Annotated in this window: 23 protein-coding genes; 5 read left to right on the top strand and 18 right to left on the bottom strand. The window is 68.9% G+C overall.

Annotated elements, in window-relative coordinates:
• Positions 1–174: 174 nt before the first annotated feature.
• The 12 genes from ptsP to BMZ38_RS15145 form a co-directional block, all read right to left on the bottom strand.
• On the bottom strand, positions 175–1,905 hold the full coding sequence (gene ptsP / locus BMZ38_RS15090) for a phosphoenolpyruvate--protein phosphotransferase (protein WP_091339603.1): 1,731 nt from the start codon (positions 1,903–1,905) through the stop codon (positions 175–177).
• Between the two features lie 165 nt (positions 1,906–2,070).
• Positions 2,071–2,340, bottom strand: a complete 270-nt coding sequence (locus BMZ38_RS15095; protein WP_091339606.1) for an HPr family phosphocarrier protein — start codon at positions 2,338–2,340, stop codon at positions 2,071–2,073.
• Positions 2,333–2,725, bottom strand: a complete 393-nt coding sequence (locus BMZ38_RS15100; protein ID WP_091339610.1) for a PTS sugar transporter subunit IIA — start codon at positions 2,723–2,725, stop codon at positions 2,333–2,335. Before BMZ38_RS15100 ends, BMZ38_RS15095 begins: the two co-directional genes overlap by 8 nt.
• A gap of 34 nt (positions 2,726–2,759) precedes the next feature.
• The gene (gene rapZ / locus BMZ38_RS15105; protein ID WP_091339612.1) at positions 2,760–3,677 is read right to left on the bottom strand and encodes an RNase adapter RapZ; all 918 of its coding nucleotides are present in this window, start codon (positions 3,675–3,677) and stop codon (positions 2,760–2,762) included.
• Entirely contained in the window at positions 3,671–4,573 is a 903-nt protein-coding gene (hprK, locus tag BMZ38_RS15110) for an HPr(Ser) kinase/phosphatase (RefSeq protein ID WP_246807299.1), read from the bottom strand. The genes rapZ and hprK overlap by 7 nt, the downstream gene beginning before the upstream one ends.
• 205 nt (positions 4,574–4,778) lie before the next feature.
• Entirely contained in the window at positions 4,779–5,102 is a 324-nt protein-coding gene (gene hpf, locus BMZ38_RS15115) for a ribosome hibernation-promoting factor, HPF/YfiA family (RefSeq protein WP_091339616.1), read from the bottom strand.
• 120 nt (positions 5,103–5,222) lie between these two features.
• Positions 5,223–6,665, bottom strand: coding sequence for an RNA polymerase factor sigma-54 (locus BMZ38_RS15120; protein WP_091339619.1), 1,443 nt, complete (start codon positions 6,663–6,665; stop codon positions 5,223–5,225).
• Positions 6,666–6,754: 89 nt separating this feature from the next.
• Positions 6,755–7,474: an LPS export ABC transporter ATP-binding protein gene (lptB, locus tag BMZ38_RS15125; protein WP_091339621.1), complete on the bottom strand. Its 720-nt coding sequence runs from the start codon at positions 7,472–7,474 to the stop codon at positions 6,755–6,757.
• Between the two features lie 3 nt (positions 7,475–7,477).
• On the bottom strand, positions 7,478–8,101 hold the full coding sequence (gene lptA / locus BMZ38_RS15130) for a lipopolysaccharide transport periplasmic protein LptA (protein WP_342707663.1): 624 nt from the start codon (positions 8,099–8,101) through the stop codon (positions 7,478–7,480).
• The gene (gene lptC / locus BMZ38_RS15135; RefSeq protein ID WP_091339625.1) at positions 8,091–8,693 is read right to left on the bottom strand and encodes an LPS export ABC transporter periplasmic protein LptC; all 603 of its coding nucleotides are present in this window, start codon (positions 8,691–8,693) and stop codon (positions 8,091–8,093) included. Before lptC ends, lptA begins: the two co-directional genes overlap by 11 nt.
• Positions 8,684–9,226, bottom strand: coding sequence for a KdsC family phosphatase (locus BMZ38_RS15140; RefSeq protein ID WP_091339627.1), 543 nt, complete (start codon positions 9,224–9,226; stop codon positions 8,684–8,686). The genes lptC and BMZ38_RS15140 overlap by 10 nt, the downstream gene beginning before the upstream one ends.
• 103 nt (positions 9,227–9,329) lie before the next feature.
• Positions 9,330–10,337, bottom strand: coding sequence for a KpsF/GutQ family sugar-phosphate isomerase (locus BMZ38_RS15145; RefSeq protein WP_091339629.1), 1,008 nt, complete (start codon positions 10,335–10,337; stop codon positions 9,330–9,332).
• 153 nt (positions 10,338–10,490) lie between these two features.
• On the opposite strand from BMZ38_RS15145, the gene BMZ38_RS15150 reads away from it, so the two are divergent.
• Positions 10,491–10,730 (top strand): BolA family protein, encoded by a 240-nt coding sequence (locus tag BMZ38_RS15150; protein ID WP_091339632.1) that lies wholly within the window; start codon positions 10,491–10,493, stop codon positions 10,728–10,730.
• A gap of 36 nt (positions 10,731–10,766) precedes the next feature.
• The gene (murA, locus tag BMZ38_RS15155; protein ID WP_091339635.1) at positions 10,767–12,026 is read left to right on the top strand and encodes a UDP-N-acetylglucosamine 1-carboxyvinyltransferase; all 1,260 of its coding nucleotides are present in this window, start codon (positions 10,767–10,769) and stop codon (positions 12,024–12,026) included.
• 166 nt (positions 12,027–12,192) lie between these two features.
• On the opposite strand, the gene BMZ38_RS15160 is transcribed toward murA, so the two are convergent.
• The 3 genes from BMZ38_RS15160 to purM form a co-directional block, all read right to left on the bottom strand.
• The gene (locus tag BMZ38_RS15160) at positions 12,193–12,894 is read right to left on the bottom strand and encodes a DUF3108 domain-containing protein (protein WP_091339638.1); all 702 of its coding nucleotides are present in this window, start codon (positions 12,892–12,894) and stop codon (positions 12,193–12,195) included.
• Between the two features lie 37 nt (positions 12,895–12,931).
• Entirely contained in the window at positions 12,932–13,597 is a 666-nt protein-coding gene (gene purN / locus BMZ38_RS15165) for a phosphoribosylglycinamide formyltransferase (RefSeq protein ID WP_091339641.1), read from the bottom strand.
• Positions 13,598–13,697: 100 nt separating this feature from the next.
• On the bottom strand, positions 13,698–14,726 hold the full coding sequence (gene purM, locus BMZ38_RS15170; RefSeq protein WP_091339643.1) for a phosphoribosylformylglycinamidine cyclo-ligase: 1,029 nt from the start codon (positions 14,724–14,726) through the stop codon (positions 13,698–13,700).
• Positions 14,727–14,938: 212 nt separating this feature from the next.
• Here purM and BMZ38_RS15175 point away from each other — a divergent pair, with 212 nt between their 5' ends.
• The 3 genes from BMZ38_RS15175 to hda all read left to right on the top strand — a co-directional run bounded on the left by BMZ38_RS15175 (position 14,939) and on the right by hda (position 17,920).
• The gene (locus BMZ38_RS15175) at positions 14,939–15,928 is read left to right on the top strand and encodes a DUF2066 domain-containing protein (protein ID WP_091339646.1); all 990 of its coding nucleotides are present in this window, start codon (positions 14,939–14,941) and stop codon (positions 15,926–15,928) included.
• A gap of 112 nt (positions 15,929–16,040) precedes the next feature.
• Positions 16,041–17,219, top strand: coding sequence for an AI-2E family transporter (locus BMZ38_RS15180; RefSeq protein WP_091339649.1), 1,179 nt, complete (start codon positions 16,041–16,043; stop codon positions 17,217–17,219).
• A complete protein-coding gene (hda, locus tag BMZ38_RS15185) occupies positions 17,216–17,920 on the top strand; it encodes a DnaA regulatory inactivator Hda (RefSeq protein ID WP_091339652.1) in 705 nt (234 codons plus the stop codon). Before BMZ38_RS15180 ends, hda begins: the two co-directional genes overlap by 4 nt.
• Positions 17,921–18,001: 81 nt before the next feature.
• Here the strand turns inward: hda and BMZ38_RS15190 are convergent, their stop codons facing one another.
• The 3 genes from BMZ38_RS15190 to BMZ38_RS15200 are packed head-to-tail and all read right to left on the bottom strand — an operon-like array spanning position 18,002 to position 18,660.
• Positions 18,002–18,199, bottom strand: coding sequence for an Em GEA1 (EM1) (locus BMZ38_RS15190; protein ID WP_091339654.1), 198 nt, complete (start codon positions 18,197–18,199; stop codon positions 18,002–18,004).
• A 46-nt stretch (positions 18,200–18,245) separates the two neighbouring features.
• Entirely contained in the window at positions 18,246–18,437 is a 192-nt protein-coding gene (locus BMZ38_RS15195; RefSeq protein WP_091339657.1) for a hypothetical protein, read from the bottom strand.
• 28 nt (positions 18,438–18,465) lie between these two features.
• Positions 18,466–18,660: a hypothetical protein gene (locus tag BMZ38_RS15200; protein ID WP_091339660.1), complete on the bottom strand. Its 195-nt coding sequence runs from the start codon at positions 18,658–18,660 to the stop codon at positions 18,466–18,468.
• Between the last annotated feature and the right edge of the window lie 21 nt (positions 18,661–18,681).

Genomic DNA, 18,681 nt, shown 5'->3' on the forward strand with positions numbered 1-18,681 from the left:
CTTCCGATCCAGCATGGAACGTCCCTTAGACCTCTCTCGAAAGGTCTAAGTTATCGATGCTAGGGAAAACGCTCCACGGAAACCTGCGAAGAACCCTTTTTTTTGCGCTGCCCGGTTTCGCAGCAGCGGGATGCGGGTGCAGCGGCGCCGGGGCGTGACTACGGCGCGTGCGGCCTAGCCAGCGAGTTGCGCCAGCAGCGTCTCGACATCCTCGAGGGTGTGGGCTCGAATCAGGCGGGAAGCGTGGCGCCGCAACGCGGCGTGGTCGAGGGTGGCGAGGCGGTCGCGCACGTGCAGGATCTGGCTCGGGTGCATGCTGTATTCGCACAGGCCCAGCGCCAGCAGCAGGGCGGTGAAGCCGACATCGCCGCCGATCTCGCCGCACAGGCTCACCGGCTTTCCGGCGCGGCGACCGGCGGCGATGACGTAGGCGATCAGGCGCAGCAGCGCCGGTTGCAGCGGGTTGTAAATGTTCTCCAGGCCGTCGTTGCCGCGGTCGGCAGCGAGCACGTACTGGGCAAGATCGTTGGTACCGATGGCGAGGAAGTCGGCATGTTCCAGCAGTGCGCGCACGTTGAGCGCGGCGGCAGGGACTTCGACCATCGCGCCCAGCGGCAGCTTCTCCGGCAAATCGACGTTTTCGTGCTTCAAGTCCTCGCGCGCCAGCTTGAACAGCGTGCGTACGGCGATCAGTTCGTCCGGCTGGGTGACCATCGGCACCAGCACGCGCACCGGGCCATAGCAGGCGGCGCGCAGGATGGCGCGGATCTGCGTGGTGAACACCGCCGGGTAGCGCAGCGACAGGCGCACGCCGCGCACGCCCAACGCCGGGTTGTCCTCGCCGCGCACGGCCAGCCCGGCGGCGTCGGCCTTATCGGCGCCCAGGTCGAGCGTGCGGATGGTTACCGGCAGGCCGCCCATGCCCAGCACCAGGTCGCGGTAGGCGTTGAACTGTTCGTCTTCCGACGGCAGGCCCTTGTGCTTGAGGAACAGGAATTCGGTGCGGTAGAGGCCCACGCCATCGGCGCCGCGTGCGCGCGCCATGGCGATGTCGCTGGCGGTCTCGGCGTTGGCGAACAGCCTGACCGGCACCCCGTCGCGGGTGCGCGTGGGGGCATTGGCAAGCTTGGCCAGACGCCGGCCTTCGGCCGCGGCCTCGCGCTGCCAGGCGCGGTATCGGGCGAGATCCTGCGCAGTTGGATGAACGATGGTCTCGCCGCGCTCGGCGTCGAGCAGGACCAGGTCTTCGTCGTGGATGGTGGCCAGCGCGTCGCGGGTACCGACCAGCATCGGCAAATCCAGGCTGCGGGCGAGGATCGCACTGTGCGAGTAGGCGCTGCCCGAGCTGGCCACCACGCCCAGCAAGCCGTTGCCCACCAGGTGCGCCATGTCGGCCGGGGCGATGGTGTCGGCGACCAGGATCTCGCCCACGCGCGCGGCGAGCTTGCGCTCCTCGCGGCTGGTCTGGCGCTGCAGCGCGGAGATCACCCGGTTGATCACCTGGTCGACGTCCTCGCGGCGGCTGCGCAGGTACGGGTCGTCCATGGCCTCGAACACCTTGGCGAGGCGGTCGCGCTGTTTCTTCAGCGCCACGCCGGCGCGGTAATGACCGATGCGGACCAGGTCGTCCAGGCCCCGCAGCAATTCCTTGTCGTCAAGCAGCAGGCTGTGCGCGTCGATGAATTCGTTGACCTCGCGCGCCAGCGCGCCGTGCAGGCGGCCGCGCAGGTCGTGCAGTTCCTGCCGCGCGGTATCAAGCGCGCGGTGCAGGTTGTCCAGCTCGCCCTCGACCTCGTCCTCGGCCAGCGGGCGCGTGTCGACCAGGTAGCGGCTCGGCTGCACCAACCGCGCGCGGCCCAGGGCCATGCCCTTGGAAGCGGCAGTGCCCGGCAGCAGCTGTCTCATGGGGCGGTTCCGCTGGAGTCGCCGGGAACGGAGACCAGGGCGCGGGGAAGGGGCCATCCGGGCCGCACGCCCATGCGCCGGCACGTGCCGGACGGAGCGGTGGCCAGCCCGCTTGCGTGAGCCTGCGCGTTGCCCGTCTCGTGTTCACCGTTCCGCGCCTTCACGTCATGCTCCCTCGTCGAACTTGCGCTCGAACAGCGCGACGACGGCAGCGAGCGCCTGCGCTTCGTCCAGCCCCTCGGCGCGCACGGTGATCGGCGTGCCGATGCCCGCAGAAAGCATCATCACGCCCATGATGCTTTGCGCGTTGACCTCGCGGCCCTTGCTGACCAGCCACACGGTGGATTTGAAACCCTGCACCAGCTGCACCAGCTTGGCCGAGGCGCGCGCATGCAGGCCGAGCTTGTTGGAAACGACGAGATCCTGTTCAAGCATGGTCGATGAAGATTCCCCCGCGGCCGCCGTGGGCGGCCACCTGCGCCAGTTCGTCCAAGGGCTTCTCGGCGTAGTTGAGCACGCGCAGCAGCATGGGAAGGTTGAGCCCGGACACACAACGCAACCGTACCCCGAGCGCGGCGAGCGAGAGTCCGATGTTGCAGGGCGTGGCGCCGTACAGGTCGGCCAGCACCAGCACGCCATCGCCCTGGTCGAGCTCGCGCGCGTGGTGGGCGGTGAGCGTGCGCATCACGTCCGGATCGGCGTGCGCCGGCACCTCGACCGCGTCGACCTTCAGCGGCAGCTTGGGCATGACGTGGTGGGCGGCGGAAATCAGCGCCTTGCCGACCGCTTCGTGGGTCATCAGGAGAACGCCGACGCTCATGGCCGCGCTCCGCTGTGGGTATGGAGGATGGCCATCATTCGAGCTCGCGATGGAAGGCCAGCACGCCTTCGCGCCTGGCACGATAGTGCGCGGCCAGGCGCTCGACGAGGTAGACCGAACGGTGCCGGCCGCCGGTGCAGCCCACCGAGATGGTGACGTAGCTGCGGTCGTCCTGCTCGAAGCGCGGCAACCAGGCGTCCAGCCAGCGTGCCGTGTCGTCGAAATATTCGCCGACCAGCGGATCGGCCTCGAGGAAGCCGCGCACCGGCGCGTCCTTGCCCGAGAGCGGACGCAACTCGGGCTGCCAGTGCGGGTTGGGCAGGCAGCGCGCGTCGAAGACGAAATCCGAGTCCAGCGGCAAGCCACGACGGAAGGCGAACGACTGGAACATCAGCGTCAGGCCCTCGGTGGCCGCCGCGTAGCCGGTGGCGATCAGCCGGCGCAGCTGGTGCACGTTGAGCTCGCTTGAATCGATCACCTTCTCGGCGATGCCCACCAGCGGGCGCAGCAGGCGACGTTCCTCGGCGATCGCGTCGGCCAGCGAAACGCCGCGCAGCGCCAGCGGGTGGCGGCGGCGGGTTTCCGAATAGCGCTTGATCAGCACTTCGTCGCGGCAATCCAGGAACACCAGATGCACCTGCACGCCGGCGGCGGCCAACTGGGAGAGCACCAGTGGCATGTGCACGAAATCCTCGCCGCGGTTGCGCACGTCCACGCCCACGGCGATGCGCCGGCGGCGGCCGCCGCCGTTGTGCATCACCGACTGCACCAGTTGCGGCAGCAGTCCGCTGGGCAGGTTGTCGACGCAGTAGAACTCCAGGTCTTCCAGCGCGCGCAGTGCCACGGTCTTGCCGCCGCCGGACATGCCGGTCAGCACCACCAGGTGCACGGCATTGGGATCGCTGTTGCTCGCGGGGAGCGGTTCGTCGTGGTTGTTCACGGAACTCACCATGGCGGAAGCCGGCGCATCTGGTGCGCCTGGCGGTCGATGAAGGTCTGCGCGGCATCGATGCCCTTGCTCTTGAGCATATGGTGGCGCACCGCCGCTTCCACCAGTACCGCCAGGTTGCGGCCGGGCGCCACCGGGATGGTGATCATCGGCACGGACACCTCCAGGATCTCGCGATGGCTGGTATCGCCGGTCAGTCGCGTCATCGCGTCGATGTCCTCGCCGTCGCGCAGGCTTTTCAGGTGCACGACCAGGCGCAGGTACTTGGAATGCTTCACGGCGGTGTGGCCGAACATCTCGCGCACGTTGAGCACGCCCAGGCCGCGCACCTCCAGCAGGTCCTGCAGCAGTTCGGGACAGGTGCCGTCGATCACGTCCGGCGCAATCAGTGTGAACTCGGTCGCGTCATCGGCGACCAGCCGGTGGCCGCGGCTGATCAGCTCCAGCGCCAGCTCGCTCTTGCCCGAGCCGGACTCGCCGGTGATCAGCACGCCGATGGAGAACACCTCCAGGAACACGCCATGCAGGGTGATCCGCGGCGCCAGCAGGCGCGCCAGGTGGTATTGCATCCAGGTCAGCAGCTCGTGGCCGCGCTTGGCGCTGATCCACAGCGGCGTGTGGGTTTCCTCGGCGACCTCGCGCAGGTCGGAGGGGATCGTCTGGTCCTTGGTCACGATCAGCGCCACCGGCTGGTAGGCGGCGATCTTGTGCATGGCCTCCCAGCGCTGGCGGGAATCCAGGCTGTCGAGCCAGTTGAGCTCCTCGGTACCGATGATCTGCACCTTGTTCGGGTAGATCACGTTGAGGTACCCGATCAGCGATGGGCGGCGGGTGGCGGTGGCGCCCGGTTCGATCACGCGTCCCTCGCCACGCATGCCCGATATCCAGCGCAGGCCCATGCGCTCGTGGACGCCGTCGAAGAGTTGTCGTGCGGTGAGACGTTCCAAGGCCTGTGTTTCCTGCCGGCGGGCAACGGGAGCCATTGTGCCAGCTATGCGGGGGCGGGCGGTGCGGAAGGCGGGCGGGTGCTATTCGCGGGCAAAAAAGAACCCGCCACGCGGGCGGGTCCTTTTCTCTTCCGGCATTCTTTCCGGGTGCGGCCGTTCAGCCAAACTGCCGCGCGTCGCGCGCCTCCTGCGGATGCTTGTCGGTCACCTTGTCGCGGTGGCGGCGCAGTTGCGCGGCGAGCTTGTCGAACACCAGGTCGATGGACGCATACATGTCGGCCCCACAGCCTGCCGCGTGCAGTGCCTTGCCGTTGGTGGTGAGCGTGGCATCCGCACAGTGCTGCAGTTTGTCCAGCGACAGCACCATGCTCAGGCCGGTGCATTTCTCGTCGAGGCGGGTCAGGCGATCGAGCCGTGACGTGGCATGCGCACGCAGGGCGGGGGTGACTTCGATCTGCTGGCCGGTGAGTTGGAACTGCATAGGTTCGCCTCCTTCTGGTACAGGCCGCCGTGGGGCGGCGGGGTCGGCATGCCGGTGGTCTCTCGGCACGCCGGTCTTTCATTCCTATGGGCGCGTTCCGGCCGGTTCCAAGTCCCTCGTTCAGCCGGCGCGCTGGCGCTCGCTGGAACTGGGGATGCGCAGGGCCTCGCGGTACTTGGCCACGGTGCGGCGGGCCACCTGGATGCCCTTGCGATTGAGCTCCTCGGCCAGCGCCTGGTCGGACAACGGCTTGCGTGGATCCTCCGCGTCGATGAGTTTCTTGATCATGGCCTGGATGGCGGTGGCCGAGGCGCCGCCGCCGTCCTCGGTGGAGACGCCGCTGGAAAAGAAATATTTCAGCTCGAACGTACCGCGCGGCGTGTGAATGTACTTGCGCGTGGTCACGCGCGAGATGGTCGACTCGTGCATGCCTACTTCTTCGGCCACCTCGCGCAGCACCAGCGGGTGCATGGCCTCGGGACCGTAGTCGAGGAAGGCGCTCTGCCGGCGCACGATGGCGTCGGCCACCTTCAGCAGCGTCTCGGCGCGCGATTCGAGGCTCTTGATCAACCAGCGTGCCTCCTGCAGCTGGCCGCGCATCCAGCTGGCATCCTCGCCGCGCGCCTGTGCGATCAGGCTGCAGTAATGCTGGTTGAGCCCCAGCCGCGGCTGGCAGTCCGGGTTGAGGCTGACCTTCCAGCGGGTGCCTTCCTTGTAGGCGTAGACGTCAGGCGCGACGTACTCGACCGGCGTGGCGTCCAGCGCGGCGCCGGGCCGCGGATCGAGGCTGCGAATCAGCAATGCGGCAGCGGCAACGTCTTCCTCGCTGGTGCGCAGCTTGCGCGCGAGCCGGGCGACGTCGTTGCGGGCGAGCAGTTCCAGTTCGCCGGCGACGATCTGCATGGCCAGCTCGCGCTGCGGCGTGGCGGGGTCGAACTGTTCCAGCTGCACGCGCAGGCAGTCACGCAGGTCCAGGCTGGCAATGCCGGTGGGGTCGAAGCGCTGCAACTGGCGACGGACCGCTTCAACTTCGTCGACGCTGGCGTCCAGGTCGGCCGGCAACGCGGCAAGCACGCCATCGATGCCTTCGGCGAGGTACCCGTCGGCATTCAGGGCGTCGATGATGATGGTGGCGATGAGCCGCTGGCGCGTGCCCAGCGGGGTCAGGTTCAATTGCCACAGCAGGTGTTCCTGCAATGTTTCGGGGGCCGCGTTCTGCGGCTCGAAATCCTCGTCGCCACGGCTGCCTGAACCTGCGCCGGTGCCGCTGAGCGAAAAATCGATCGGCGCCTCGGCCGGCGCGTCGGGTTCGCCCCAGTCGGCGCCGTCGTCGACGTCGTGGTCTACCGTGGGCGCTTCGGCCGGGGCGGCAGCGAAGGTTTCTTCCTCGGTCTCGCCCGGCGCTGCCTCTTCCTCGAATTCCAGCAGCGGGTTGCCCTCGGCGATCTGCCTCAGTTCGGCCTCGAGCTCCAGCTGCGAAAGCTGCAACAGCCGGATCGCCTGCTGCAACTGCGGCGTCAGGGTCAGCTGTTGGTTGAGGCGGAACTGCAGTCCGGGTTTCATGCCAGCCGTTGGGGGAGAAACGTGCTGGTCATCCTACCCCGCTGGCTGTGACGCGACCATAGTCGTGGCATGCGCCGGCGGGCGCCGCGTCACAGCTTGAATTCGCGACCGAGATAGACCTCGCGCACTTTTTCGTCGGCCAGGATGTGCGCGGGGGTGCCGCGCGAGAGCACTTCGCCGTCGTTCAGGATGTAGGCGCGGTCGCAGATGCCCAGCGTTTCGCGGACGTTGTGGTCGGTGATCAGCACGCCGATGCCGCGTTCCTTCAGGTGCCGCACGATGCGCTGGATCTCGCCCACGGAGATCGGGTCGACGCCGGCGAATGGCTCGTCCAGCAGCATGTAGCGTGGCTGCGCGGCAAGCGCGCGGGCAATCTCCACGCGGCGGCGCTCGCCACCGGAGAGACTGATGCCCTTCTGGTCGGCGATGTGCGCGATCTTCAGTTCGTCCAGCAGGCCTTCGAGCTGCTCGTTGCGCTGGCGGGCGCTGAGACCTTCGCGCAGTTCGAGCACGGCCATGATGTTGTCGGCCACGCTCAGGCGGCGGAATACCGAGGGCTCCTGCGGCAGGTAGCCGATGCCCAGCCGCGCGCGGGCGTGCATGGGCAGGCCGGTGATGTCCTGGCGGTCGAGCCGGATCGTGCCGCCGTCGGCCTCGATCAGGCCCACCACCATGTAGAAACAGGTGGTCTTGCCGGCGCCGTTGGGGCCGAGCAGGCCGACGACCTCGCCCTGACGGATGGAAAAACCGAAATCGCGCACGACCTGGCGCGAGCGGTAGCGTTTCTGCAGGCCTTCGGCAGCGAGCATCGGTCAGGGCTGTCCGCTGCTGGTAGCGGGTGCGGGCGACGGCGTGCTGGTGGCCGGTGCCGGAGCGTTGCCGGCCGGTGCCGTGGTGGTGCCGGACGGTGCTGGCACGTTGCCGGCCGGTGCCGCTGGCGCGCCCGACTTCGGCTTGGGCTTGAAGACCATGTGCACGCGGTTGTCGCCGCCGCTGTCGCCGGTCATCTGGCTGGTCTGCGTGTTGTAGGTCAGGCGGTCGCCATGGGCTTCGCCGCGGCCCTGCTGGGTGATCGAGGCGTGACCCTGCAGCACGGCGAAGTCCTTGGTCACCTGGTAGTCGATGGTGGCCGCGTCGCCCTGCATCAGATTGCCGTTGTCATCCAGCTGCTGGATGTGGGCGGGACTGCCGGTGAGCACCACGCGGCTGATCTGGCTGTTGGCATCGAAGTACACCTTGCCGCGGTCGGCGGTCGCCCTGAGCGAACCCTGCGTGATGACCACGTTGCCGGTCAGCGTGCTCACGCTGTTGGGTTTCTGGAAGCCGTCGAAATGCGAGGCGTCCACATTCATCGGCTGGTCGCGGTCGGTGGTCTTGGCATGCGCCGGCGACAGCACGAGCAGGCCTAGCGCGGCCAGCGCGCAGCTAGCGCGCATGCTGGCGAGGCGGGAACGTGGCGTGGACGTCATCGAGCAGCTCCAGGTGTTTGTCGTTGAGGTCGGCACGCATGCCGACGCCGTGGATTCTAGTGCCGCCTTGCACCAGCTGCGCCGGGGCGGCGGTTTCGAGGCGGTTCTGCTTGGGCCAGGCCGTGACTTCTGCGGTATCGATGGTCGTCTGGGGCGTGTCGTCGAAGGCCGCCCGTTCCATGTGTACCGGACCCTGCAGTTTGAGCAGCGTACCGTCGTGGTTGACCCAGCCGTACAACGAGTGCCCGAGCCAGTCCGGCACCGCCGTCTGGTTGGAGGGCAGGCGGAAATCGGGCTTGTTGATGTACAGCGATTCGTCACCTTCGCGCCGCTCCAGCCGGGGCGCATCGATCAGGAAGCTGGGCAGGCCGTCGGCGCCGTACTGCGTCAGCTTGAAGTCGGTCAGCGTGTAGCCCGAGCGCGGCGGACCGACGAACTCGTTCGGCTTGGGCGCCGGGCCGATCCACCACAGCAGCAGCTGGGCTGCGCCGGCCAGCAACGCGACCACGACGATGACCGCCGCCAGGCGGCGGTCGCGCAGCCACTCCCTCACCGCCAGCGCTCCTTCTCGTTGCCGGCCTTGCCCTGCGCATGCAGGATCAGGTCGCAGACCTCGCGCGCACCACCCTGGCCGCCGGCGCGGCCGGTGGTCCAGTGCGCCTGCTCGATGACCCAGGGATGGGCGTTGGCGACCGCCACGGCCAGGCCCGCCACGCGCATGGCCGGCAGGTCGGGAAGATCATCGCCGACGAACGCGACTTGCTCGGGGGCGAGCTTCAATGCGTCGAGCAGTTCGAGCAGGCAGGCGCGCTTGTCGCCCTGGCCCTGGTAGACGTGGGTGATGCCCAGTTCCTCCGTGCGCAGCGCGACCGGGTGGCTGATCCGCGCGCTGATGATCGCCACCTGCACGCCATGCACCTGCAGGCGCTTCAGGCCCAGGCCGTCCTGCACGTAGAACACCTTGGTCTCGCGCCCGTCCTCGCCGTAGTACAGGCGCCCGTCGGTGAGCGTGCCGTCCACGTCGAACACCGCCAGGCGGATCCCGGCGGCGCGGGCGATCAGGTCGGCGGGGAGGTTGGTGAGGTAGGGCATGGTTGTCAGGGCGAGGATCGGTGGACAGGGAAGATGCGGAACGAGGCGAGGTACGGACTGCGGCGGTGCCGACGCTTGCCGCTTCCCCCGCACCCGCTCCCGATCACACTACGCGGGCGCGCAGCAGGTCGTGGATGTTCAGTGCGCCGACCACGCGCTGCTGCTCGTCGACCACCAGCAAGGCGTTGATCTGGTGCTTTTCCATCAACTGGGCAGCTTCGATGGCCAGTTTGTCCGAGGTGATCGTCTTGGGGCCGCGGGTCATCAGCGCTTCGACTGTGGCGCCGCGAAGGTTGACCTCTTCATCGTCAAGCGCGCGGCGCAGGTCGCCGTCGGTGAACACCCCCAACAGCTGGCGCTCGGCATCGATCACCGCTGTCATGCCCAGGTGCTTGCGGGTCATCTCCATCAGCGCCTGGGTGAGACTGGCACCTGGCGCCACCGCCGGGATACCTTCGCCGGTGTGCATGATGTCGCTGATGTGCAGGAGCAGGCGACGGCCAAGGCTGCCGGCCGGGTGCGAACGGGCGAAATCCTCGGCGGTGAAGCCACGCGCCTCCAGCAGCGCGATCGCCAGCGCATCGCCCATCACCAGCGCCGCGGTCGTGCTGGCGGTGGGCGCAAGGCCGAGCGGGCAGGCCTCGCTGGAGATGCTGGCGTCAAGGTGCACATCCGCCTGGTGCGCTAGCGAGGACTTCGGGTTGCCGGTGATGGCGATCAACGGGATCCCCTGGCGCTTGATCACCGGCAGGATGAACAGCAGCTCGTCGGTCTCGCCGGAGTTGGACAGCGCCAGCACCACGTCGTCGGGCTGGATCATCCCCAGGTCACCGTGGCTGGCCTCGCCCGGATGCACGAAGAACGATGGCGTGCCGGTCGAAGCCAGGGTAGCGGCGATCTTGCGTCCGACGTGGCCGGACTTGCCCATGCCGGTCACCACCAGGCGCCCGCGGCAGGCCAGCATCAGCCGGCAGGCCTCGATGAAGCTGGCGTCCACCCGCGGTTCCAGCGCGCGGATCGCGGCCGCCTCGGTGGCGATCACTGTGCGCCCGCTCCGGGCAATGGCGTCCGGGTCGAGGTTGGCGACGGGCGGGGCGATGCGTGCGTTCATGGGATCTCGTAGTGCAGCGGAAGCCGTTGGCATTTCTGCGCCACGGGATTTCCATTACCATGGCATATTCGCATTTTAACGTCATATGGCCGCGCACCGGATTCATCAAGCGTTGGGAATCCCAGCCGCCGCGCGCCTCCGATGGACCCTCCGATGGACCCTGCCCGCATCCAGGCACTGATCGAGACCGGCCTGCCCGGCGCGACCGCGCAGGTCAGCGGCGACGATGGCGTGCATTTCGAAGCCACCGTGGTCGCCGGCCAGTTCGCCGGCAAGCTGCCGCTGGCGCGCCACCGCATGGTGTACGCCACGCTGGGCGAGCTGATGGGCGGGGCGATCCACGCACTGGCGCTGAAGACGTTGACTCCCGAGGAAGCCGCGGCGCGCCGTTGAGGCTGCGCCGGCTTTGCTCATCCAAGAAGGACCCTCATGGCCAAGATCCTCATCAGCGGCGGCGAGCCGCTCCACGGCGAAGTCGCCATTTCCGGCGCCAAGAACGCCGTGCTGCCGATCCTGGCCGCCTGCCTGCTGGCCGACGGCCCGGTGACGATCTCCAACGTGCCGCATCTGCACGACGTGACCACCTTCATCGAGCTGCTCGGCCGCATGGGCGTCAACCTGGTGCTGGACGACCGCATGAAGATGCATGTCGATCCGCGCACGATCGAAAGCCACGTCGCGCCGTACGACCTGGTACGCACGATGCGGGCCTCGATCCTGGTGCTCGGGCCGCTGGTGGCGCGCTTCGGCGAGGCGGAGGTGTCGCTGCCCGGCGGCTGCGCGATCGGCTCGCGCCCGGTCGACCAGCACATCCGCGGCCTGCAGGCGCTGGGCGCCGAGGTCACGGTGGAGAACGGCTACATCCGGGCCAGGGCCAAGCGCCTGAAGGGCGCGCGCATCGCCATGGACATGGTCACCGTCACCGGCACCGAGAACATCCTGATGGCCGCCACGCTGGCCGAGGGCACCACGGTGATCGAGAACGCCGCGCAGGAGCCGGAGGTGGTCGACCTGGCTCATTGCCTGGTCGCGATGGGTGCCCGCATCGAAGGCATCGGCACGGCCACGCTGGTGGTTCATGGCGTCGAGCGCCTCGACGGTGCCGAGTACGAGGTGCTGCCGGATCGCATCGAGACCGGCACCTTCCTGGTCGGCGCGGCGATGACCGGCGGCAAGGTGCGTGCCCGCGGCGCTCGCGCCGACACGCTGGACGCGGTGCTGGCGAAGCTGGAAGAGGCCGGCGCGCACCTGAGCACCGGGCCGGACTGGATCGAGCTGGACATGGGCGGTCGGCGTCCGAAGGCGGTGAACATCGTCACCGCGCCGTACCCGGCCTTCCCGACCGACATGCAGGCGCAGTTCACTGCGCTCAACTGCGTGGCCGAGGGCGTGGGCGTGATCACCGAGACAGTGTTCGAGAACCGCTTCATGCACGCGCAGGAGTTGCATCGGCTGGGCGCGGACATCCGCCTGGAAGGCAACACCGCGATCATCCGCGGCGTCGAGCGCATGAGCGGTGCGCCGATCATGGCCACCGACCTGCGCGCCTCCGCGTGCCTGGTGCTGGCCGGCCTGGTCGCCCAGGGTGACACGGTAGTCGACCGCGTGTACCACATCGATCGCGGCTACGAGAACATCGAGGAGAAGCTCGGCGTGCTGGGGGCGAAGATCCGCCGCCTGCCGAGCTGACGCCCTTGCCGCCTCTCCGCTGAGGGGGAGAGGCTGGGGAGGGGCCGCTCTTGCGACAGACGCGCTACGAAGGGAGTCTTGCTTTTCGCTCCGCCTTTGCCTTCCCGTGAGCCCCCGACCTCTCACCCAACCCCCTCCCCGGAGGGGAGAGGGCTCAAATGCGCGGTTAGCGGAAGCTCACCAGCTCCATCGTCAGGTCGCCGCCATCCTTCTGCGACAGCTTCACGGGCAGCGGATAACGCTCCGGGGCATACCAGGCGCTGAAGCCGCGATCGGCATCGGTGCGGTCCACGCGGACAGTGTCGAAGCTGCCTGCCGGCACGATGATTTTCTCCCTGCCGGTGGCCTGGAAACGCTGCGTCTCCACGTCCTGCTTCACCGCAACTGGCAGCGCGAGCTTCTTCTGTCCGTCGCGCAGCGCCAGGCCGATCGCCAGCGCGGTGGTGTTGCGCTCGACCATGCCGGGCTGCGACGGATAGGTGGTCGCGCCCTTGCCTTCGTCCACGGTGACCCGGTGCTTGCCCCAGTCGACGGTGACGTGGCGCTGTTTCGTCTTGATCGCCGCATCCAGCCGGTAGTCGTAGCTGATCGCTTCGGGTACATCACCCTTCCAGCGGAAGTGCGACACCTCGTCGAGGTTGGCACCCAGCATGGCGGCCAGCCCGGAAGTGCCGCGCACGTGCTTGCTGTATTCCCACTGGCCGTTGTCCAGCGGTTTCAGGCTCACCGTCGCCTCGCCCATCGGCGAGCCGTCGCGCAGCACGCGGTAGGTGGCGGTGAAGGCCTTCGGCGTGGCGGCGAAAACAAGGCCGCTGGCGGCACAAAGCAGCAGCGCGAGGGCAAATCGAAGCAGGAGGCGGATAGTCATGCGATCGAGTGTGCCCGCGATTGTCTGAACCCCGGGTTCAGCTGCGCTGCAGGCCGTGCCGGGCCAATCGCAGTGGCGCGGACAGCGGCGCGCCGTCGAGCCAGGGACCGCCATCGCGCCAGACCAGGCGGCCTGCGGCGACCAGCGCCACGACCGCCGGCAGCAGCCGGTGTTCCAGCGGAAGCAGGCGCTGGGCCAGGCGGTGCTCGTCCTCGTCCGGTTCGATCGGCAGCGTGGCCTGCGCCACCACGGGGCCGCCGTCGAGCTCGGCGGTGACGAAATGCACGCTGGCGCCATGCTCCAGGTCACCGGCCTCCAGCGCGCGGCGATGCGTATGCAGGCCGCGGTACTTGGGCAACAGCGATGGGTGGATGTTGAGCATGCGCCCGGCCCAGGGTGCAATCGCCTCGCCGTCGAGGATGCGCATGAAGCCGGCCAGCACGATCAATTCGGCGTCGCTGGCGGCGAGCTTGCCGAACAGGTCCAGGTCGAAGGCACGGCGATCCGGATAGACCTTCGGATCGAGCACCAGCGTGGGAATGCCCGCTTCGCCGGCCAACTGCAGGGCGCCGGCGCTGGCCTTGTCGCTGGCCACCAGCACGAACTCGGCCGCCAGCTCACCACGCTCGCGCGCGGCCAGCAGCGCGGCGAGGTTGCTTCCGCGACCGGAGGCGAGGACGGCAATGCGAAGGGGGTGGGGCATGGGTCGGTTTGCCAACGGCGGCCCGCCCTGACGCGGATGAGCGGATTCGAAGACGCCTTCGACTTCGCTGCGCAACGCTCAGGGAGAACGGCTTGTGAATTCAGCCGATGCGAACGCGCTCGTCGTCCTGCGCCTTCACCACTTCGCCGATCACGCGGCTGGCGAGCCCATGTTGCGCGAGCAACGCGGCCGCGGCGTCGACGGCCGCGCGCGGCAGGATCACGGTGAAGCCCACGCCGCAGTTGAACGTGCGCCACATCTCCTCGCGTGCCACCTTGCCTTCGCGCATCAGCCAGTCGAACACCGGAGGCAGCACGATGGCCTCAGCGTCGAGCGCCAGGCCCAGGCCGTCGGGCACCACGCGGATGATGTTCTCCCTCAGGCCGCCACCGGTGATGTGCGCCATGCCGTGCACCGGCTGGTGCTTCAGCAATTCCAGCATTGGCCTGACGTAGATGGTGGTCGGCGCCATCAGCGCGTCAGCCAGCTTCACGCCCCCGAGATCCAGCTCCAGCGGGTGGCCGGCGCGCTCGACGATCTTGCGGATCAGCGAATAACCGTTCGAATGCGGCCCGGACGAGGCCACGCCGAGCACCACGTCACCGGCCACGATCGACTCGCCGGACAGCAGCTGCGACTTCTCCACCGCGCCCACCGTGAAACCGGCCAGGTCGTATTCGCCCGGCGGATACATGTCCGGCATCTCGGCGGTCTCGCCGCCGATCAGCGCGCATCCGGCCAGCTCGCAGCCCTTGGCGATGCCGCCGACCACCGCCACGGTGGTGTCCACGTCGAGTTTGCCGGTGGCGAAGTAATCCAGGAAGAACAGTGGCTCGGCGCCCTGCACGAGCACGTCGTTGACGCACATGCCGACCAGGTCGATGCCGATCGTGTCGTGCCGGCCGAGTTGCTGGGCCAGCTTCAACTTGGTGCCGACGCCGTCGGTGCCGGAGACCAGCACCGGCTCCCGGTAGCGGCCGGCGAGGTCGAACAGCCCGCCAAAGCCGCCCAGCCCCCCCATCACTTCGGGACGGAAGGTGCGCTTGACCAGCGGCTTGATGCGTTCGACCACGGCATTGCCCGCGTCGATATCGACGCCAGCGGCGCGGTAGGTGAGGGCGTCGGACATGGCGGGAAGTGGCCTGGGGAAAGCGCACAATTCTACCAGCACGCCGCGACCGACGCCGGCTCGCCAGCCGCCAGTCGCCGGCCCGCGCGATCGAGCGCTGCCATGCTCGGCCCCGCTGGCGCCGGCCGCTTCGCGGCGCGCCGATGGACGCTGCCGGCCGGATTGGGCAGACTCCCCGTGATATCCGAGCCCCCACGGACGAGCCCTAGCCCATGCGCCTGCCCCGCCTGCTGTTCGCCTTCCTTATGCTGGGTCTTCTCGCGCCCGCGGCGCACGCGCAGGTGCCGGCGCCCGTGCCGGCGTCGCCCTATGCGGTGGTGGTGCCGGTCACCGACACCAGCGAGGCGCAACGCGACGCGGCCTTCGCCACGGCGCTCGGCCAGGTGCTCGAGCGTGTGGCCGGCGGCCAGGACCTGCGCGACAAGCCCGGCTACGACGACGCCCTCAAGGGTGCGCCGGGCCTGGTGCAGCAGTTCCAGTACCAGCGTGCCGGCAGCGGCATCGTGCTGCAGGTGAACTTCGACCCGGGCGCCGTGCGCCGGCTGATCACGCAGATCGGCGTGCCGGCGGCCGGCGTGAAGCCGCCGGTGCTGGCGCTGGTGCACGGCAGCGATGGCAGCCTGCTGGGCCAGGATGCGCTCGGCGCACTGGCCCGGTCCGCCGCGGCGCGCGGCTATACGCTGGCCTGGCCGGACCCCTCCCACCTGCCGGATGCCTCGGCCGTGGCGGGGGCCGATCCGGCCGCGCTGGCGATGGTTACCCAGCGCTACCACACCGGGCTGATCCTGGTCGGCAACCTGAAGGGCGGCAGCGCGGATTGGACGCTGGTATCCGGCGGCAAGGTGCTTTCGTGGAGCGACCAGGGAGTCAGCGCCGATGCGCTGCTGGCCGATGCCGGTGGCGCGATGGCCGACCGCCTGGGCAAGCAGCTCAACGTGATCGGCGCCGGCATCAGCAGCGGCAAGCTGTGGGTGAGCAAGGTCGATTCGGCGCAGGCCTACGCCAACCTGCTGGCGATGCTGCGCGCCGACCCCGCAGTGCGCGAGGTGAACACGCTGGCCGCCGCAAATGACGGCTTCCTGCTCGGCATCAAGGCCAGCATGCCGCCGGCCGCGCTCGCCGCGAGCCTGGCAGCGGGCGGCCGGCTGATCCAGGGCACGCCGCACGCGGGGGCCGATGCCAGCCTGCAATGGCTGCACTGAACCCGCAACCGTCGGCGCAGGTGCGCCCGGTGCGCGACCTGCCCGGCATCCCGGTCGCGCATGAACGGCATCCCGTAGGAACCACCATGCATCGCCCCAGTGAGGCCCGTCCGTGACCCACGACCTTTCCCGCCGCTGGCAATTGTTGGCGATCGTGCTGGTGATCGGTTTCCTCATCTGGCTGCTGGCGCCGGTGCTGATGCCGTTCGCCGTCGCCGGCATGCTGGCCTACCTGGGCGATCCGCTGGCCGACCGGCTGGAGCGGCTGGGCATGAACCGCACCTGGGCGGTGAGCGTGGTGTTCTTCGTGCTGGTGCTGTTGCTGATCGGCGCGCTGCTGTTGCTGGTGCCGCTGATCTCCGACCAGGTCGGCAACCTGATCCACAACCTGCCGCACTACGTCGACTGGTTCCAGAACACTGCGCTGCCCTGGGTGCAGCGCAAGCTCAGCCTCGATCCGGATGCGTTCGACACCAGCCGGCTGATGGCGGCGATCCGCGCCCACATCGGCTCGATCGGCGCGGTGGCCACCACCGTGCTCGGCACCGTCTCGCGCTCGAGCCTCGGCGCGGTGATGTGGCTGACCAACGTGGTGCTGGTGCCGGTGGTGGCGTTCTACCTGCTGCGTGACTGGGACCGGCTGATCGCCTACATCGACAGCGTGCTGCCGCGTTCGGTGCAACCGACCGTCGCGCACCTGGCGCGCGAATCGGATGCGGTGCTGGGCGCCTTCGTGCGCGGCCAGCTGCTGGTAATGCTGGGACTGGGCATCTTCTACGGTGTCTCGCTGACCCTGGTGGGCCTGTCGGTGGGTCCGTTGATCGGCATGGTCGCCGGCCTGCTCAGCTTCGTGCCGTACCTGGGCTTCATGGTCGGCTTCGGCGCGGCGATCATCGCCGCGCTGGTGCAGTACGGCGACTGGGCGCATCCGCTGATGGTCTGCGGCGTGTTCGTCGTCGGCCAACTGCTGGAGGGCTACGTGCTGGTGCCCAAGCTGGTCGGCGACAAGATCGGCCTGCACCCGGTGGCGGTGATCTTCGCGGTGCTCGCCGGCGGCTACCTGTTCGGCTTCCTCGGCGTGCTGCTGGCGTTGCCGGCCGCCTCGGTGATCGTGGTGCTGCTGCGCTACCTGCTGGAGCGTTACCGCTTGAGCGAGCTCTACACGCAGCCGGGCGCGGACGACCCGGCGATCGCCGAGGTCGACGTGACCGTGGACACGCCCGAAGGCAGCGCGCAGGGAAGTGCGGCGGTTCCCGTGGAGCACCCCGCGGGGGGCGACGGGCCGCCATGATCCCGCAGTTGCCGCTCGCCCTGCGCTGGCCGCGCCGGCAGCGCTTCGAGCACTTCCACGCCGGCGCCAACGCGGCGGCGCTGGCGGCCGTGCGCGCGCTGGCGGAGGCGCCCGGCGCACCGTGGGTCTACCTGCACGGTCCGGCCGGCAGCGGCCGCAGCCACCTGCTCCTGGCCGCCTGCCAGGCCGCCAGCGCCGCCGGCCGGCGCGTGCAGTACCTGCCGCTGTCGGCCATGCATGAACACATCGGCGCCCTGCGCGGCGTGGGCAGCAGTGAACTGCTGGCGATCGACGATCTGGGAGTGCTGGCCGGCGAGCGGGCCGCGGAGCACGCGCTGTTCGACCTCTACAACCAGGTGCGCGCCGAAGGCGGTGCGATGTTGTTCGCCGCCGACAGGGCGCCTGCCCAGCTCGGCATCGGCCTGCCGGACCTGCGTTCGCGCCTGGGCGCCTGCACGCAGTTCGCGCTCAAGGCGCTGGACGACGCGGAACGCCGCGCCGTGCTGAAGGAACAGGCTGCCGCGCGTGGCATCGGCCTGGACGAGGCGGTGCTGGACTGGCTGTTCACCCGCTACGCGCGCGACCTGGCCGCGCTGCTGGATCTGCTCGATCGCCTCGACCAGGCTTCGCTGGCGGCCAAGCGACGCATCACCGTGCCGTTCCTGCGCGAGTTCCTGCGCGAGGGAAGCGGAAACGCGTAGGGGGCGGCCACCCTCGCGGGGAAAGCCCATCTGCGAAAGCGCGGCGCGCCCGTCGCGCAGGCGGGCGCGCCGCGTTGCGGGCTAGTGCTTGCCCTCGGACTGCTTGCCTTCCTCGATCAGCTCGCGCACGCGCTGGCCGCCCTTGTGGCCGAGTTCCGAATAGCCTTCGGGGCCGAGCTGTTCCTTGCGGATCTCGCCGCCCTTTTGGCCGCCCTTCTGGCCAGCCTCGCGCACGGTCATGTCACCCTTGTCGTGCTGGTTGTCGCTGTGCTTTGCCATGTCGCTGTTCCTCGGGGGGGTGCGGCTCGCGGCCGCGGCGGATGGATCACTTGCGGCTGTCGCCGTGGCCTTCGGCCTGCTTGCCTTCCTCGATCAGCTCGCGCACGCGCTGGCCGCCCTTGTGGCCGCCGATCTGGCCGCCCTTGTGGCCGGCTTCGCGGACGGTCATGTCGCCCTTGTCGTGCTGGCTGCCGCTGGCCTGCTTGCCGTGGCTGTCCTGGTTCTTGTGCTGGGTCATCGTGGGTTCTCCTTCGGTGTTGCGCCATTTAGTTCGGGCGTTGTTCGGCCTGGCGCGCCTCGACCTGGCGGCCGCGGTTGATCAGCTCACGTACGCGCAGGCCGCCCTTGCGGCCTGCCTCGCGCACGCTGAGCTTGCCGCGGGCGCCGTCGATCGTGCCGTTGGCTGCGTGGTGGGTCTTGTTGCTGTTGGATTGACTGCCTGGGGACTGTTGCCGGCTCATGGGTTATCTCCGTGGGTACAT

The sequence above is a fragment of the Frateuria terrea genome (genome assembly GCF_900115705.1).
Classification (GTDB): domain Bacteria; phylum Pseudomonadota; class Gammaproteobacteria; order Xanthomonadales; family Rhodanobacteraceae; genus Frateuria_A; species Frateuria_A terrea.

Bases quoted from the DNA above. Each gene is read 5' to 3' on its own strand.
- BMZ38_RS15120 (WP_091339619.1), bottom strand. From the start codon at position 6,665: ATGAAACCCGGACTGCAGTTCCGCCTCAACCAACAGCTGACCCTGACG.
- BMZ38_RS15150 (WP_091339632.1), top strand. From the start codon at position 10,491: ATGGACCCTGCCCGCATCCAGGCACTGATCGAGACCGGCCTGCCCGGC.
- ptsP (WP_091339603.1), bottom strand. From the start codon at position 1,905: ATGAGACAGCTGCTGCCGGGCACTGCCGCTTCCAAGGGCATGGCCCTG.
- BMZ38_RS15175 (WP_091339646.1), top strand. From the start codon at position 14,939: ATGCGCCTGCCCCGCCTGCTGTTCGCCTTCCTTATGCTGGGTCTTCTC.
- BMZ38_RS15140 (WP_091339627.1), bottom strand. From the start codon at position 9,226: ATGCCCTACCTCACCAACCTCCCCGCCGACCTGATCGCCCGCGCCGCC.
- BMZ38_RS15160 (WP_091339638.1), bottom strand. From the start codon at position 12,894: ATGACTATCCGCCTCCTGCTTCGATTTGCCCTCGCGCTGCTGCTTTGT.
- BMZ38_RS15100 (WP_091339610.1), bottom strand. From the start codon at position 2,725: ATGAGCGTCGGCGTTCTCCTGATGACCCACGAAGCGGTCGGCAAGGCG.
- purM (WP_091339643.1), bottom strand. From the start codon at position 14,726: ATGTCCGACGCCCTCACCTACCGCGCCGCTGGCGTCGATATCGACGCG.
- hda (WP_091339652.1), top strand. From the start codon at position 17,216: ATGATCCCGCAGTTGCCGCTCGCCCTGCGCTGGCCGCGCCGGCAGCGC.
- rapZ (WP_091339612.1), bottom strand. From the start codon at position 3,677: ATGGTGAGTTCCGTGAACAACCACGACGAACCGCTCCCCGCGAGCAAC.
- hpf (WP_091339616.1), bottom strand. From the start codon at position 5,102: ATGCAGTTCCAACTCACCGGCCAGCAGATCGAAGTCACCCCCGCCCTG.
- BMZ38_RS15195 (WP_091339657.1), bottom strand. From the start codon at position 18,437: ATGACCCAGCACAAGAACCAGGACAGCCACGGCAAGCAGGCCAGCGGC.
- BMZ38_RS15095 (WP_091339606.1), bottom strand. From the start codon at position 2,340: ATGCTTGAACAGGATCTCGTCGTTTCCAACAAGCTCGGCCTGCATGCG.
- purN (WP_091339641.1), bottom strand. From the start codon at position 13,597: ATGCCCCACCCCCTTCGCATTGCCGTCCTCGCCTCCGGTCGCGGAAGC.
- lptB (WP_091339621.1), bottom strand. From the start codon at position 7,474: ATGCTCGCTGCCGAAGGCCTGCAGAAACGCTACCGCTCGCGCCAGGTC.
- BMZ38_RS15200 (WP_091339660.1), bottom strand. From the start codon at position 18,660: ATGAGCCGGCAACAGTCCCCAGGCAGTCAATCCAACAGCAACAAGACC.
- BMZ38_RS15145 (WP_091339629.1), bottom strand. From the start codon at position 10,337: ATGAACGCACGCATCGCCCCGCCCGTCGCCAACCTCGACCCGGACGCC.
- lptA (WP_342707663.1), bottom strand. From the start codon at position 8,101: ATGCGCGCTAGCTGCGCGCTGGCCGCGCTAGGCCTGCTCGTGCTGTCG.
- BMZ38_RS15190 (WP_091339654.1), bottom strand. From the start codon at position 18,199: ATGGCAAAGCACAGCGACAACCAGCACGACAAGGGTGACATGACCGTG.
- hprK (WP_246807299.1), bottom strand. From the start codon at position 4,573: ATGGGCCTGCGCTGGATATCGGGCATGCGTGGCGAGGGACGCGTGATC.
- murA (WP_091339635.1), top strand. From the start codon at position 10,767: ATGGCCAAGATCCTCATCAGCGGCGGCGAGCCGCTCCACGGCGAAGTC.